This is a genomic window from Actinoplanes sp. DH11 (genome assembly GCF_020873875.1).
Classification (GTDB): domain Bacteria; phylum Actinomycetota; class Actinomycetes; order Mycobacteriales; family Micromonosporaceae; genus Actinoplanes.
Window position 1 is genome coordinate 177,979 of record NZ_JAHWGU010000016.1, and the last position, 13,756, is coordinate 191,734.

A 13,756-nucleotide genomic window follows, 5' to 3' on the forward strand; every position below is an offset into this window, starting at 1 on the left:
CGGCGACGACCGTGGGTGACAGCCGGGCTCTGATCGATGACAGCAACGCGGATGGGCCACTCGGCGGACCGGCCGCTGGGGATCGGTCAGCTTGAGCGGGATGGCTGGCTTGAGCGGACCGTCAGCGGGCAGATCCGCCTGCTGACGTAGATCCGCCTGCTGACGCAGGTCCGCCCGCTGACGCAGGTCCGCCCGCTGACGCAGGTCCGCCCGCTGACGCGGACCGGCCCGCCGTCGCCGGGGGTGGTCGGCGACGGCGGGCGCGGGGTGAGTCAGACCGTGGCGGGTTCGGCGGCCGGGTGGCGCGGGGGGATGGAGTGGTCGATCTCCTTGGGCTTCTCGCGGTTGGGGAGGGCGAGGCGGAAGACCTTGGCCCAGGCCGACGCCACCTGGACGACGAGGGGGCCGGTGACGTAGTTGAGCTCGTACTTCTCGAAGAGGGCCTTGATCTTCGGCGCGATTTCGGCGTAGCGGCTGGCCGGCAGGTCGGGGAAGAGGTGGTGTTCGATCTGGTGGGACAGGTTGCCGGTCATGATGTGCATCAGCTTGCTGCCGGAGATGTTGGCCGAGCCGAGCATCTGGCGCAGGTACCACTCGCCGCGCGTCTCGCCGGTGATGGAGGTGCGTTCGAAGGTTTCGACGCCGCTCGGGAAGTGGCCGCACATGATGACCGAGTGGCTCCACAGGTTGCGGACCACGCTTGCCACCGCGTTGGCGCTCATCGTGCCGAAAAGGGCGCCGAGCGGGTTGCCGAAGGCGAGGCCGACCGGGACGGACAGCAGCGGGTGGACGACGTAGTCCTTCGCGACCTGGCGGCGGATCTTGCGGCCGACCTGGCGGAGGGCGGCGCGGAAGGCCGGGTTGGCGCGGCGCTTCTTGGTCTTGAGGTTGCGGCCCAGTTCGAGGTCGTACGCGGCGATGCCGTACTCGAAGAAGATGGCGTTGATGAAGTTGTAGAGCGGCTGGCCGAGGTGCGCGGGCACCCACTTCTGCTGCTCGTCGACGCGCATGATGCCGTAGCCGAGGTCGTTGTCCCGGCCGACCACGTTCGTGTACTTGTGGTGCAGCTCGTTGTGCGAGTGCTTCCACTGCTCGGCGGGGGAGGCCGAGTCCCACTCCCAGGTGGTCGAGTGGATCTTCGGGTCGCGCATGAAGTCGTACTGGCCGTGCAGGATGTTGTGGCCGATCTCCATGTTCTCGAGGATCTTGGAGATGGAGAGGCCGGCGGTGCCGAGCAGCCAGGCCGGCGGGAAGAAGGAGAACAGCAGCACCGCGCGGCTGCCGAGTTCGAGACGGCGCTGCACGTTGATCATGCGGCGGATGTGCGCGGCATCTTTCTCGCCGCGCTTCTCGAGGACCTCGTCGCGGATCGCGTCCAGCTCGCGGCCGATCGCCTCGATGTCCTCGGGGGTGAGGTGGGCGATGGGGTTGACGTCCTTGCGCTGCAGAGTGGTCACGGTGTTCCTCAGTTCTTCGTCTGCGGGGAAAGGGGCGGAGTATCAGGCGACCCGGCGGCCGGCGGGACGGGCACCGGGCGGACCCGGCGGCCCGGCGGGGGCCGGCGGGTCAAGCGTCCAGGCGGCACGGCCCGGCGGAGGCCGAAATACACGTCTGGACCAGGACGGGCTCGTCGAGCTCGGTCGCGGTGGTGAGGGAGCCGTCGCGCATGTCGCGGACGATGCCCTCACGCATCGGGAGCACGCACTTGAAGCAGATGCCCATCCGGCAGCCGGACGGCATGAGCTGGCCGGCGGCCTCGCCGGCGTCCAGGATCGAGACACCGGCCGGCGCCTCGGCGACGGTTCCGGAGCGTTCGAAGGTGACCGTGCCCCCGTCGCCGGCCACCAGGACGGTGGGGCGGAACCGCTCGACGTGCAGGCGCTCCCCGGCGCCCGCGTCGGCCCAGTGCTCGGCCAGGTCGTCGAGCATGTCGCCGGGCCCGCAGGCCCAGGTCTCCCGCTCGAACAGGTCGGGCACCAGGTCGGCCAGGTCGGCGGCCTTGATCCGGCCGTCGGCGCGGGTGTGCCGCTCGATCAGGCGGATCCGGCCCTGCGCGGCGAGGGCGCGCAGTTCCTGGCCGAAGACGACGTCCTCGGGGGTGCGTGCGGAGTGCACCACCACCGCGTCGGGCAACTCGTGCACCGCGCTGCGCAGCATGCCCATCACCGGGGTGATGCCGCTGCCGGCGGTCACGAACAGGGACTTGGCCGGCCGTCGCGCCGGCAGCAGGAACTCGCCGGCCGGCAGGTCCAGGTTGACGAGCATGCCGCGCTTGGCGTGCCGGTGCAGGTAGGCGCTGACCACGCCGTCCTCGACCGCGTTGACGGTCACCGTGAAGCGGCCGTCGGCGCGGCCGGGGGCGCTCGTCACCGAGTAGGCGCGCCACAGGCGGGTGCCGTCGACGTCCACGCCGAGTCGCACGTACTGCCCGGGCTGGTGCGGCTGCCAGTTCCGGCCGGGGCGCAGTTCGAGGGTGACGGCTTTCGCCGTCTCCGGACGGACGGACTCGATCCGGGCGCGCAGGACTTCGGGATTGCGCAGCGGGGCGATGACGTCGAGGTAGTCGGCCGGCACCACCGGGGTGGTGAGCAGCTCGACGACACGCCATGCTCCGTTGCGCAAGTTCTGTGTTACTGGCACGTCACCAAGCCTGCTACCTCAAGTCGGCGAAAGCATGACCAGGAGAAGTGAATCCGAGGCCGCATAATTGTTCGGCGGGGACAAGAATCGGTTCGAGAGTGAGGGAAGTTCGGGTGAAAGAGCCGCTACGTGATGTGCGGTCCTATCGTCTGCCCGAGGAGGTCGTCGCCCCGCTGCGGCAGGGGCTGCCCGAGGTGTCGACGCAGACCATCGCCGCGATCACGATGGAGGTCCCGGCGTACGCGGAGGCGTTCGCCGGCGAACTGGGGCACAAGATCGAGCGGGCGGTGCAGGCCGCCCTCGGCACCTTCTTCAACCTGGTGTCCCGTCCGGGCGGGGATCCGGGGACGCCGTTGCAGGCGGCGCTGGACGGGGCGTACGCGCTGGGCCGGGGTGAAGCCCGCTCCGGCCGCAGCCTGGACGCGCTGCTCGCGGCCTACCGCGTGGGTGCTCGCGTGTCCTGGCGTGAGCTGGCCGCGATCAGTGTCGGCGCCGGGCAGCCGGCCGCCACCATCGCGGACTTCGCCGAACTGGTCTTCGCCTACATCGACGAGCTCTCCGCGGCAAGTGTGGCCGGGCACGCCGACGAGCTGGCGGCCTCCGGGCGGATCCGGCAGCGGCACCTGCAGGAGCTGGCCCAGATGCTGATCGCCGGGGAACCGGCGCACGTCGTGCAGGCCGCTGCCGAGCAGGCCGAGTGGGTGGCGCCGCAGACGCTCACCGCGATTCTGCTGCCGGAACGTGCGGCGCGCTGGGTGATCGAGCTGCTGGACCCGCGGACGCTGCACCTGACCGACGCGGTGCCGGAGATGCCGGGGATGACCGTGCTGCTGGTGCCGGACCCGCAGGGCACCTCGCGCCCGCACCTGATCCGGCTGCTGACCGGGCACAGCGCCACGGTCGGCCCGCCCCGGCCGTGGCTGGAGGCGCAGAGTTCGCTGAAGCGGGTGATCCGGGTGCACGAGTTGTGCCGGCCGTCCGGCGGTGGCGTGGTCGACACCGAGGAGCACCTGGCCGCCGTGGTGGTGACCGCGGATCCTAGCGCGCTCGCCGACCTGCGGGCCCATGCGCTGGCGCCGCTCGCCGACGAGCGGGGGGCGGCCGCGGCGAAACTGATCGAGACGTTGCGGAGCTGGCTGCTGCATCAGGGCCGGCGGGAGGATGTGGCGGCCGAGTTGTTCGTGCACCCGCAGACGGTGCGGTACCGGATGGCGCGGCTGCGGGAGCTCTACGGCGACCGGCTGAAGGAACCGGAATGGGTGCTGGCCCTGACGATCGCGCTGGCGGTCCCCGAGCAGGCGGTCCCCGAGCAATGAGGGGCCGATATACCAAAGTCACCGACTTCCGGCGGCTGCCCCCGGCCGGGCACCGGGCTTAGCGTCGACACCGTGACAGCACCGACCGTCCTCACGCTCTCCCGCACCGACCGGGCCTGGATCACGGCCGGTCCCGCCGCGCTCGGGCTCGCCCTGGCCCTGCTGCTGCCACCGGCCGCGCGCCTGCTGCTCGACCTGGGCACACCGCTGCCGTTCGGGTTCGTCGTCAAGGCCGTCGCGCGGGTCGACGTCGCGTGGGAGCTCGGGGTCCAGGCGGCCCTGCTGATCGCGGCCGGGTTGCTGACCAGCGCCGTGATCCTGCGGCAGGTCACCCGGGTCACGGTCGCCGGCGACGAGGTGGAGCTGCGGACCGGCGATGAGCGGCGCAGCATCCCGCGGGACGCGATCGGCGCGCTCTACCCGGAACGGGACGCGCTCGTCGTGCTGGACCACGACTCCCGGCAGATGTTCCACGGCGAGCCGGGGGCGAGCCGTGAGCGGCTGCGGGTGGCGTTCCGCGAGCACGGATACCCGTGGCACGACGCGGACCCGTTCGCCGGCCTGTACCACCGGTGGGCGCCGGAGACCGGCACGGTGCCGATCGAGGTGGAGGCGGTGCTGTCGGCGCGGGCGGTGGCGCTGCGCAAGAAGGCCGGCAAGGAGGCGGGCGAGCTGCGCGATTCACTGCAACGGCTGGGGTACGCGGTCCGCGACGAGGGCGGCCAGCAGTTCTGGCGTCCGCTGGTCCGGCAGTGACCGCACCGTCGGCCCCGGCCGGTCTCGCCGAGACGCGGGCCCGCGCGCTGGACGCCGCCGCGGTTCTGCTCTCCTGCTTCTGCGCGTTGATCCTCGCCGGTGCGAACGAGTCGTCCGGCCGGATCCACGGCGACGAGACGTTCTGGGTCCTGCTGCTCGGGATCCTCGGCTCCGTCGCGCTCTGGTGGCGCCGCACCCACCCGATCGCCGTGCTGGTCGTCCTGACACCGATCGGCGCGATCACCGACACGGCGGCGTACGCCGGAGTGGTCATCCTCCACACGCTCGTCGTCCAGCGGCGCACCCGGGCGGTCGTCGTGGTGACGGCGCTGAGCCTGCCCGCGGTGGTGCTGTACGCGGTGCGCCGCCCCGATCCCAGCCTCCCGCTCTACGGCGAACTGGTGATCACGGCGATGTTCCTGGCGCTGACGATCGCGATCGGGGTGGCGGTGCGGAGCCGGCGTGACCTGATCGACTCGTTGCGGCAGCGCGCCGAGCAGGCCGAGGAACAGGCCCGGCTGCGAGCCGATCGGCTGCGCGCGCTGGAACGGGAACGGATCGCCCGGGAGATGCACGACGCCCTCGCGCACCGGATCTCGATGGTCAGCCTGCACGCGGGCGCCCTGCACATCCGGCCCGACCTGAGCGCCGGCGAGGTGGCGAAGGCGGCGTCGACGATCCGGGACAGCGCCCACCAGGCCCTGGAGGATCTGCGCGAGATCCTCGGTGTGCTCCGCGCCGACCAGGGCGACGGCGGCCTGCGGCCACAACCTGACCTGCGCCATCTGGACGACCTGCTCACCGAGGCGCGGGCGGCGGGGGTACGGGTCGAAGCGACCGACCATCTGAACGGGACGCCCGTCTCGGCGTCGCTGGGCCGGACCGTCTACCGGCTGGTGCAGGAGGGACTCACCAACGCGGGCAAGCATGCGCCGGCGGTGCCCGTACACCTGCTTCTGGAACGCACCCCGGACGGTGAGCTGCATGTGCTGGTCTCGAACCGCCTGCCGGTCGCCGGGTCGGCGGGGGTCCCCGGCGCCGGTGCCGGGCTGGTCGGCCTGGCCGAGCGGGTCGCCTTGATCGGCGGGCGGCTGCGGCACGGTGTGCGGGCCGACCCGGATGCGGGCGCCCTCTTCGATCTGGAAGCGTGGTTGCCGTGGCCGAACTGATCCGGGTGCTCATCGCCGACGACGACCCGCTGGTCCGGGTGGGCCTCTCGCTGGTGCTCGGCGCCGGGTCCGACCTCCAGGTGGTGGGGGAGGCCGGTGACGGCGCGGAGGCGGTCGAGGCGGCCCGGCGACTGAAGCCGGACGTGGTGCTGATGGACATCCGGATGCCCCGGATGGACGGTTTGGCCGCCACTGCGGAGCTGCGCCGGGACGGTCCGCGGCCGGCGATCGTGGTGCTGACGACGTTCGACACCGACGAGCACCTGCTCGGCGCGTTGCGGCTGGGTGCGAACGGCTTCCTGCTCAAGGACATCGCGCCGACCGAGATCCTGCAAGCGGTACGCCGGGCGTCGGCCGGCGAGTCGATCCTGGCGCCGTCGGTGGTGCCGAGGTTGATCGAGCACGCGGTGCAGGGCGGGGACGTCGCGCGCAGGACGGTGGCCGGTGACGCGCTGGGCGGTCTGACCGAGCGCGAGCGGGAGGTCGCCGAGGCGGTCGCGACCGGGGCCTCGAACGCGGAGATCGGCCGGGAGCTGCACATGAGCGTGCCGACGGTGAAGGCGTACGTGTCCCGGCTGCTGGAGAAACTGGGCTGCGCGAACCGGGTTCAGGTGGCGATCCTGGTGCACGAGTCCCGCCGAGGGTGAGCGTCGTTACATCCATTGGCCTCTCCGCGTTGCTCCCGTTACGGTTGGCCACGGCGCAAAGCCCATCGGGCGAGTAGGTTTTGCGACGCTCGTCACATCGGCTGACCAGGGTGTTTCACGTGATCGAAATAAGCGGTCTGCGGAAGACGTACCGCTCACGCAAGCGCAGTGTGGTTGCCGTCGACGACGTCGACCTGTCCGTGGGGGAGGGTGAGGTCTACGGCGTCCTTGGGCGCAGCGGCGCCGGCAAGAGCACGCTGCTGCGGTGCGTCAACATGCTGGAACGGCCGGACGCCGGCACCGTCTCCGTCGGCGGCGTCGAGCTGACCGGGCTGCGCCGCAAACAGCTGCGGGTCGCCCGGCACGGCATCGGGATGATCCACCAGCACTTCGCGCTGCTGTCCTCGCGAACCGTGGCCGGCAACGTCGCGTTCGCGCTGGAGGTCACCGGAGTGCCCCGCGGCGAGCGCCGGGCCCGGGTGGCGGAACTGCTCGAACTCGTCGGGCTGGGTGACCGCGCGGACGCGTACCCCTCGCAGCTCTCCGGGGGCCAGAAGCAGCGGGTGGGCATCGCCCGCGCGCTCGCCGCCCGCCCCAAGGTCCTGCTCTCCGACGAGGCGACCTCCGCGCTCGACCCGGAGACGACCGAGTCGATCCTGCGGCTGCTGCTCGACCTCAACCGGCGGCTCGGCCTCACCATTCTGCTGATCACCCACGAGATGACCGTGGTGAAGCGGATCTGCACCTCCGCCGCGGTGATGCGCGACGGCCGGTTCGTCGAGTCCGGGCGGGTCGCCGACCTGCTGCGCGGCGACTCCGAACTGGCCCGCGACCTGTTCCCGATCGACGCGCCGGTGTCGGTGCCCGGCGCCACCGTCCTGGACGTCACGGTCAGCGGCGAGGACGCGGACCGGCCGCTGCTGGCCGAACTGGCCCGGCGGTTCGACGTGGACGTCCGCATCCTCGGCGGTCACGTCGAAACCCTGGCCGCCACCCGGGCCGGCCGGTGGCGGATCGCGCTGCCGGACGACTCCGGTGAGGCCGCGGACTTCCTGCGCAAGACCGGCGCCCGGGTGGAGGTGGCATCGTGACCTGGTCCGAAGTCTTCGAACTGCTCGGCACCGGCCTGCAGGAGACCGCCTGGATGGTCGGCGTCGCCACGCTGCTCACCGCGATCGGCGGCCTGCTGATCGGCGTGCTGCTGGTGCTCACCGACAAAGGCGGGCTGCTCGCGGCACCGCCGGTCAACGCGGTCCTCGGCCTGATCGTCAACGTCGGCCGCTCACTGCCGTTCATCATCCTGCTGGTCGCGATCATCCCGTTCACCCGGGCCGTGGTCGGCACCACGATCGGCACCGACGCGGCGATCGTCCCGCTCACCGTCGGCGCCATCCCGTTCTTCGCCCGGATCGTCGAGGCCGCGCTGCGCGAGGTCCCCGCCGACGTGGTCGCCGCGTCCGTCGCGATGGGCGCCACCCGCCGGCAGATCGTCGGCAAGGTGCTGCTCCGCGAGGCGCTGCCCGCCCTGATCGCCGGCCTGACCATCACCGTGATCGCCCTCGTCGGGTACTCCGCGATGGCCGGCACGGTCGGCGGCGGCGGCCTCGGCGACCTCGCGATCCGGTACGGCTACCAGCGCTTCGAGACCGAAGTCATGATCGCGACCGTGGTGGCCCTGGTGGTCTTCGTCCAGCTCGTTCAGATGGTGGGCGACGTCCTCGTCCGCCGGCTCTCACACCGTTAGTTCAGAAAGGTTCCCCATGCGCCGCTTGGCCGCTCTCCTCGCCGCCGGTTCCCTCCTCCTCGGCCTGGCCGCGTGCGGTTCCGGCGACGACTCCGCCGCCTCGTCGTCCGACACCCTGAAGGTGGGCGTCAGCCCGGTACCGCACGGCGAGATCCTGAAGTACGTCGCCGACAACCTCGCCGCCGCCGAAAGCCTCAAGCTGGAGATCGTCGAGTTCAACGACTACATCCAGCCGAACGTCGCCCTCAGCGAGAAGCAGATCGACGCCAACTACTTCCAGCACATCCCGTACCTGGACGAGGAGGTCGCCGCGAAGGGCTACAAGTTCACCGCGCTCAAGCCGGTGCACATCGAGCCGCTCGGCGTCTACTCCAAGACCGTGAAGGCGATCGCCGACGTGCCCGCCGGTGGCGTCGTCGGCATCCCGAACGACCCGTCCAACTCCGGCCGGGCCCTGAGCCTGCTCGCCAAGAACGGCCTGCTCACGCTGAAGGGCGGCGTCGGCGTCAAGGCCACCGAGAAGGACATCACGGCCAACCCGAAGAACCTGCAGTTCAAGGCCCTCGAAGCGGCGCAGCTGCCGCGCAGCCTCGAGGACACCGCGATCTCGGTGATCAACGGCAACTACGCCATCGAGACCGGCCTCAAGCCGTCGACCGACGCCCTGGTGCTGGAGACGGGCGAGGACAACCCGTACGCCAACCTGGTCGTCGTCCGCGCCGGCGGCGAGACCGACGAGCGGATCGTCAAGCTGGAGAAGCTGCTGCACTCCGCCGAGGTGAAGAAGTTCATCGAGGACAAGTACCAGGGCTCCGTACTCGCGGCTTCCTAACTGGCCTTTACTGTCGCTCGGCGGCATCGCGCCCTTTGAGTCGATGACGAGAGCCCCGGAAACGACCACGCTTCGCTAGTCGTTTCCGGGGCTCTCGTCATCGACGGCGCGATGCGACTGCGGTTGCGCTCAGAACCTGTCAGCAGGCGCCTTGGTCGACCCAGACGCTTGCGGCGCCGGGGGTCTCGCCCTGGGTCCACCACTGTGCCCGCCACTTGCGGCCGTTGTGGGTGGCGAGGTTGCCGCCGACGTAGACGGTTCCGCTCGCCCACGCGCCGACCCCGCCGCAGTTGCCGGTCGGCGGCGGCGTGGTCGGGCCACCGCCGCTACCGCCGATGTTGATGTCGATGCACGAGTAGAACGCGTTCGCCGTGTCCGAGATGTTCCAGATCGCGAGCAGCTTCTGACGCCCGGAGAACCCGCTCAGGTTCACCGTGTGCGACAGCGTCGCCGGCGGCTGCTGGTTGTTCCCGCTGATCGACGCGACCCGGGTGCCGCCGATCCAGTACTCCCAGTTCGCCGTCGCGTGCCGTGCCGTGTTGATCCAGGTGAGGGTCAGCGAGGTGCCGACGTTGGTGGCCGGCCAGCCCCGGCTGTCGTCGTTGAGCTCGGCGAACTGGGGCACGTTCGCGTTGCAGCTCCGCAGGTTCTTCGGGCCCTCGACACTCTGCGGCTCGTACTTGATCTGCCCGCACGCCATCTTGCCCTGCGCGCAGAGCGCCTGGCGGCTGGGCGGCGAGGAGACGTAGCCGTGCGCGGCCGCCGGGGATGCCGCCAGCAGCGATCCGGCGGCACCGAGCATGGCCACCGCGAACAGGGCAAACAGTTTGCGCATGTCACTCCTCCAATGATGAGCATCAATTGACGGGTGTGACAGAAATATAAAGCAAGGTTTCCTAACAGAAAACCCGCAGGCGCAAGGTCAATTTGCGGATGCCGCACCGGTCGGGGCCCGCCGCCGGCTTGGCGGGGCGGGCCGATCGAGGGTGGAGGCCCGCGCGGCCCGGGCCTGCGGGCGCCGTGTGGCGGTGTTGATCTGCTAGCGGTGCGAAATCGCTGTGATCATGGGGTTTTGACCGCGATTTCGCGTCGCTAGCAGATCAACATCTCGCCATGGGCGGCGCGGCAGGCGCGCCAGCGGAGCCGGCGACAGCATTGCCGGGTCAGGGGCGGTGCAGGCGGCGTCGGCGGGGTCGGGCGGGCGCATACTTAGCGCATGACCGAGGTGAGCCGGCCCGACGAGGCCGCTGTCGACGAGCAGCGCAGGGCGAAGTACGCCGCCCTGCCGCCCCGGATCCGTCCCGACGACTTCGTCGGCTCGGTGGAGACCCGCAAACTCGGCGGACGTCCCTCAGCCGCCATGAGCGAGGCGCAGGCGGCGGTCCTCCCGATCTCGGGCTGACCGCAACCGGCACCTCGCCGCAGCTCGACGGAACGGGGCCGGGCCGCGCAGGGTGCCGGCTCGAGGGCCGGGCCACGCGGTGTGCCGGTCGGGGGTCCGGCTGCGCCGTGTGCCGGTCGGGGGGCCGGTTGCGCGGGGTGGCGGGTCGGGGGGCTACGCGGTGGGCTGGTCGAGGACTGTGCTGACGGCCTCGGTGGGCAGACCGAGCGCGGTGCCGACCGAGGCGTTGGTCAGGGTGCCGTCGTGAGCGTTCAGGCCCATCGCCAGCGCCGGGTCGGCCCGCAAGGCGTCCCGCCAGCCCAGGTCGGCGAGCCGCAGCACGTACGGCAGGGTGGCGTTCGTCAGGGCGTAGGTCGACGTGTTCGGCACCGCGCCGGGCATGTTCGCGACGCAGTAGAACACCGAATCGTGCACCCGGTAGACCGGGTCCTCATGGGTGGTGGGCCGGGAGTCCTCGAAGCAGCCGCCCTGGTCGATCGCGATGTCGACGAGCACCGAGCCGGGCTTCATCCGCTTCACCAGGTCGTTGCCGACCAGGGTGGGCGCCTTCGCGCCGGGCACCAGGACCGCGCCGATCACCAGGTCGGCCTCGAGGACGGACTGCTCGATCGCCAGGGAGCTGGAGACCAGGGTGCGCACCCGCCCGCCGAACCGGGCGTCGATCTGGCGCAGCCGCGGGATGCTCAGGTCGAGGACCGTCACGTCGGCGCCGAGACCGAGCGCGATGGTGGCCGCGTTGACGCCGGAGACGCCGCCGCCGATCACGGTGACCTTGGCCGGGGCGACGCCGGGGACGCCGCCGGGCAGCACGCCGCGGCCGCCGCTGTTGCGCATCAGGCTGTAGGCGCCGACCTGCGGGGCGAGCCGACCGGCCACCTCGGACATCGGGGCCAGCAGGGGCAGGGAGCCGTCGGGGAGTTGCACCGTCTCGTACGCGATGGCGGTCGTCCCGCTCGTGAGCAGCGCCGCGGTTCCCGGCGCGTCGGCCGCCAGGTGCAGGTAGGTGAAGAGGACCTGCCCGGCGCGCAGCCGGTGGTACTCGGGCGCGATCGGCTCCTTCACCTTGAGGATCATGTCGGCGGCGTCCCAGACGGCGTCGGCGTCCGGTGCGATCGTCGCGCCGGCGGCCACGTAGTCCCGGTCGGTGATCGCCGAGCCGGCCCCGGCGCCGGCCTGCACCAGGACGTCGTGACCGTGGCGCACCGCCTCGACCACGCCGGCCGGGGTGATGGCCACCCGGTACTCGTGGTTCTTGATCTCTGTCGGCACGCCGATGCGCATGGGATGTTCCCTTCGACCTCGTTGTCTGGTGGCGATAGGGTGAAACGATGTGCAGCAGGCAGGCAATACGGGCGAACATAATTCTGTTTACGGCCCACGGCGTACGCATTCTGCGGTTCAAGCCCTCCCGATGATCGATCTGCCGAAGGATGTTCGGGGTCTCGACGAGGTCGACCTTCAACTGCTGAGCCTGCTGCGCGCCGACGGCCGGATGCCGAACAACGCGCTCGCCGAGCAGGTCGGCATCGCGCCCTCCACCTGCCTGACCCGCGTGCGCCGGCTGCGTGAGATCGGCGCGATCCGCGGTTTCCACGCCGACGTCGACCCCGCCTGGATCGGCCGGCCCATCCAGGCGATGATCGCGGTGCGGATCCGGTCGGACGCGCGTGACGGCATCGGCAAGTTCGCCGAGTCGCTCGCCGGGATCCCGGCCGTCCGCGACGTCTACTTCGTGTCCGGCTCCTACGACTTCCTGCTGCACGTGGCGGCCGCCGACGTCGACGACCTCCGCACCGTGATCACCGAGCGGCTGAGCGGCACGCGGCTGGTCGCCGGCACCGAGACCTACCTGATCTTCGAGCACCGCCGCGGCACCTGAGGCCCCGGTAGGCCGATCGTCGATCATCATTGCGCTGTTGTTCGGCCGTCCGGTATGGAGTCTTCATGCTCCGGCGATCGGATGGTGGGATGAGACGACTTCTGGCAGCTGCGCTCGGCGCGGCGGTGATCTCCTCGGCGCTCGCGGCACCGGCACAGGCGGGCGGCCGGCACGACGAGGTGCGATTCGCGACGTTCAACCTGTCGCTCAACCGGCCGGAACAAGGGCTGCTGCGGGAGCACCTGGCGAACCCGGACGTCGACGACGTCTACCGGCGGCAGGCGCGCAACGTGGCCGAGGTGATCCAGCGCGCCCACCCGGACGTCGTGCTGATCAACGAGTTCGATTACGACCCGCAGGCGGCCCGGCTGTTCGCCGACAACTTCCTCGCGAAGTCGCAGAACGGCGCACCGGCGCAGCGCTACCCCTACCGCTACGTCGCGCCCTCCAACACCGGCATCCCGTCCGGTTTCGATCTGAACAACAACGGCGTCGTGGACACCACGCCCGGTGACGGCGGCTACGGCGACGACTCCTTCGGGTACGGGGTCTTCCCCGGCCAGTACGGGATGGTCGTCTACTCCAAGCACCCGATCGACTTCCGGTCGGTGCGCACCTTCCAGCGGTTCAAGTGGGCCGACATGCCCGGCAACCTGATCCCGGGCGACTTCTACTCCCCGGCGGAACAGGCCGTCCTGCGGCTGTCGTCGAAGAGTCACTGGGACGTGCCGATCCGGGTACGCGGCCGGACCGTCCACTTCCTCGTGTCGCACCCGACGCCCCCGACCTTCGACGGCCCGGAGGACCGCAACGGGCGGCGCAACCACGACGAGATCCGGTTCTGGGCCGATTACGTGTCGCCGCGCACGTCCGGCTACATCTACGACGACCGTGGCCGGCGTGGTGGACTCCGGGCGGGACAGCCGTTCGTGATCGCCGGTGACCAGAACGCCGACCCGTTCGACGGCGACTCCTACGACACCGCGATCCGCCGGCTCACCACCCACCCGCTGATCAACTCCCGGGTGGCACCGGCCTCCGCCGGTGGCGCCGAGGCGGCCGAGCTGCAGGGCGGCGCCAACGCCGCGCACGAGGGCGACCCGCGCTTCGACACGGCGGACTTCGCGGACACGGCGCCCGGCAACCTGCGCGCCGACTACGTGCTGCCGCGCGCCGGGCTGAAGGTGGTCGGCAGCGGCGTCTTCTGGCCGGTCCGGTCGAACCCGCTGTCCCGGCTGACCGGCGTCTACGGCGCGGAGTGGGCGGCGGTCGGCGGTTTCCCGACCTCCGACCACCGTCTGGTCTGGACGGATCTGTCGCTGCGCCGCTGATCAGCCGGCCGGGGCGCGCCGCCGCTGACGAGCCGGCGGT

Annotated in this window: 14 protein-coding genes; 10 read left to right on the forward strand and 4 right to left on the reverse strand. The window is 71.1% G+C overall.

Translation table 11 applies throughout. The annotated features are described in order from the left end of the window. Window positions 1-272: 272 nt before the first annotated feature. Together LPA41_RS23635 and LPA41_RS23640 are read right to left on the reverse strand one after the other, a co-directional pair. Window positions 273-1,457, reverse strand: coding sequence for an acyl-CoA desaturase (locus tag LPA41_RS23635; RefSeq protein ID WP_229072944.1), 1,185 nt, complete (start codon window positions 1,455-1,457; stop codon window positions 273-275). A gap of 109 nt (window positions 1,458-1,566) precedes the next feature. Beyond that, complete coding sequence (locus tag LPA41_RS23640) at window positions 1,567-2,640, reverse strand: ferredoxin reductase (RefSeq protein ID WP_229072945.1); 1,074 nt, start codon at window positions 2,638-2,640, stop codon at window positions 1,567-1,569. 113 nt (window positions 2,641-2,753) lie between these two features. On the opposite strand from LPA41_RS23640, the gene LPA41_RS23645 reads away from it, so the two are divergent. From LPA41_RS23645 to LPA41_RS23675, 7 genes are all read left to right on the forward strand, one after another. Further along, on the forward strand, window positions 2,754-3,956 hold the full coding sequence (locus LPA41_RS23645) for a PucR family transcriptional regulator (protein ID WP_374238199.1): 1,203 nt from the start codon (window positions 2,754-2,756) through the stop codon (window positions 3,954-3,956). Window positions 3,957-4,028: 72 nt separating this feature from the next. Further along, complete coding sequence (locus LPA41_RS23650; RefSeq protein ID WP_229072947.1) at window positions 4,029-4,712, forward strand: hypothetical protein; 684 nt, start codon at window positions 4,029-4,031, stop codon at window positions 4,710-4,712. Continuing rightward, window positions 4,709-5,881, forward strand: coding sequence for a histidine kinase (locus LPA41_RS23655; RefSeq protein ID WP_229072948.1), 1,173 nt, complete (start codon window positions 4,709-4,711; stop codon window positions 5,879-5,881). The genes LPA41_RS23650 and LPA41_RS23655 overlap by 4 nt, the downstream gene beginning before the upstream one ends. Next, the gene (locus LPA41_RS23660; protein ID WP_229072949.1) at window positions 5,869-6,528 is read left to right on the forward strand and encodes a response regulator transcription factor; all 660 of its coding nucleotides are present in this window, start codon (window positions 5,869-5,871) and stop codon (window positions 6,526-6,528) included. The genes LPA41_RS23655 and LPA41_RS23660 overlap by 13 nt, the downstream gene beginning before the upstream one ends. 119 nt (window positions 6,529-6,647) lie before the next feature. Next, the gene (locus LPA41_RS23665; protein WP_229072950.1) at window positions 6,648-7,619 is read left to right on the forward strand and encodes a methionine ABC transporter ATP-binding protein; all 972 of its coding nucleotides are present in this window, start codon (window positions 6,648-6,650) and stop codon (window positions 7,617-7,619) included. Further along, window positions 7,616-8,272 carry a methionine ABC transporter permease gene (locus LPA41_RS23670; protein ID WP_229072951.1) on the forward strand — a complete coding sequence of 219 codons (657 nt, stop codon included), beginning with the start codon at window positions 7,616-7,618 and terminating at the stop codon, window positions 8,270-8,272. Before LPA41_RS23665 ends, LPA41_RS23670 begins: the two co-directional genes overlap by 4 nt. 16 nt (window positions 8,273-8,288) lie before the next feature. Continuing rightward, window positions 8,289-9,104, forward strand: a complete 816-nt coding sequence (locus LPA41_RS23675; RefSeq protein WP_229072952.1) for a MetQ/NlpA family ABC transporter substrate-binding protein — start codon at window positions 8,289-8,291, stop codon at window positions 9,102-9,104. 139 nt (window positions 9,105-9,243) lie between these two features. On the opposite strand, the gene LPA41_RS23680 is transcribed toward LPA41_RS23675, so the two are convergent. Further along, window positions 9,244-9,939: a lytic polysaccharide monooxygenase gene (locus LPA41_RS23680; RefSeq protein ID WP_229072953.1), complete on the reverse strand. Its 696-nt coding sequence runs from the start codon at window positions 9,937-9,939 to the stop codon at window positions 9,244-9,246. 381 nt (window positions 9,940-10,320) lie between these two features. On the opposite strand from LPA41_RS23680, the gene LPA41_RS23685 reads away from it, so the two are divergent. Further along, the gene (locus tag LPA41_RS23685; protein ID WP_229072954.1) at window positions 10,321-10,506 is read left to right on the forward strand and encodes a hypothetical protein; all 186 of its coding nucleotides are present in this window, start codon (window positions 10,321-10,323) and stop codon (window positions 10,504-10,506) included. 153 nt (window positions 10,507-10,659) lie between these two features. Here LPA41_RS23685 and ald read toward each other — a convergent pair whose 3' ends face one another. Then, window positions 10,660-11,787, reverse strand: coding sequence for an alanine dehydrogenase (gene ald, locus LPA41_RS23690; RefSeq protein ID WP_229072955.1), 1,128 nt, complete (start codon window positions 11,785-11,787; stop codon window positions 10,660-10,662). 130 nt (window positions 11,788-11,917) lie between these two features. Between ald and LPA41_RS23695 the strand changes: the two genes are divergently transcribed. Beyond that, the gene (locus tag LPA41_RS23695; RefSeq protein WP_229072956.1) at window positions 11,918-12,385 is read left to right on the forward strand and encodes an Lrp/AsnC family transcriptional regulator; all 468 of its coding nucleotides are present in this window, start codon (window positions 11,918-11,920) and stop codon (window positions 12,383-12,385) included. Between the two features lie 89 nt (window positions 12,386-12,474). Beyond that, window positions 12,475-13,716 carry an endonuclease/exonuclease/phosphatase family protein gene (locus tag LPA41_RS23700; RefSeq protein WP_229072957.1) on the forward strand — a complete coding sequence of 414 codons (1,242 nt, stop codon included), beginning with the start codon at window positions 12,475-12,477 and terminating at the stop codon, window positions 13,714-13,716. Window positions 13,717-13,756: the final 40 nt, after the last annotated feature.

Coding starts and splice junctions, on each gene's coding strand:
- LPA41_RS23700 (WP_229072957.1), top strand. CDS start 12,475: ATGAGACGACTTCTGGCAGCTGCGCTCGGCGCGGCGGTGATCTCCTCG.
- LPA41_RS23695 (WP_229072956.1), top strand. CDS start 11,918: ATGATCGATCTGCCGAAGGATGTTCGGGGTCTCGACGAGGTCGACCTT.
- LPA41_RS23680 (WP_229072953.1), bottom strand. CDS start 9,939: ATGCGCAAACTGTTTGCCCTGTTCGCGGTGGCCATGCTCGGTGCCGCC.
- LPA41_RS23675 (WP_229072952.1), top strand. CDS start 8,289: ATGCGCCGCTTGGCCGCTCTCCTCGCCGCCGGTTCCCTCCTCCTCGGC.
- LPA41_RS23685 (WP_229072954.1), top strand. CDS start 10,321: ATGACCGAGGTGAGCCGGCCCGACGAGGCCGCTGTCGACGAGCAGCGC.
- ald (WP_229072955.1), bottom strand. CDS start 11,787: ATGCGCATCGGCGTGCCGACAGAGATCAAGAACCACGAGTACCGGGTG.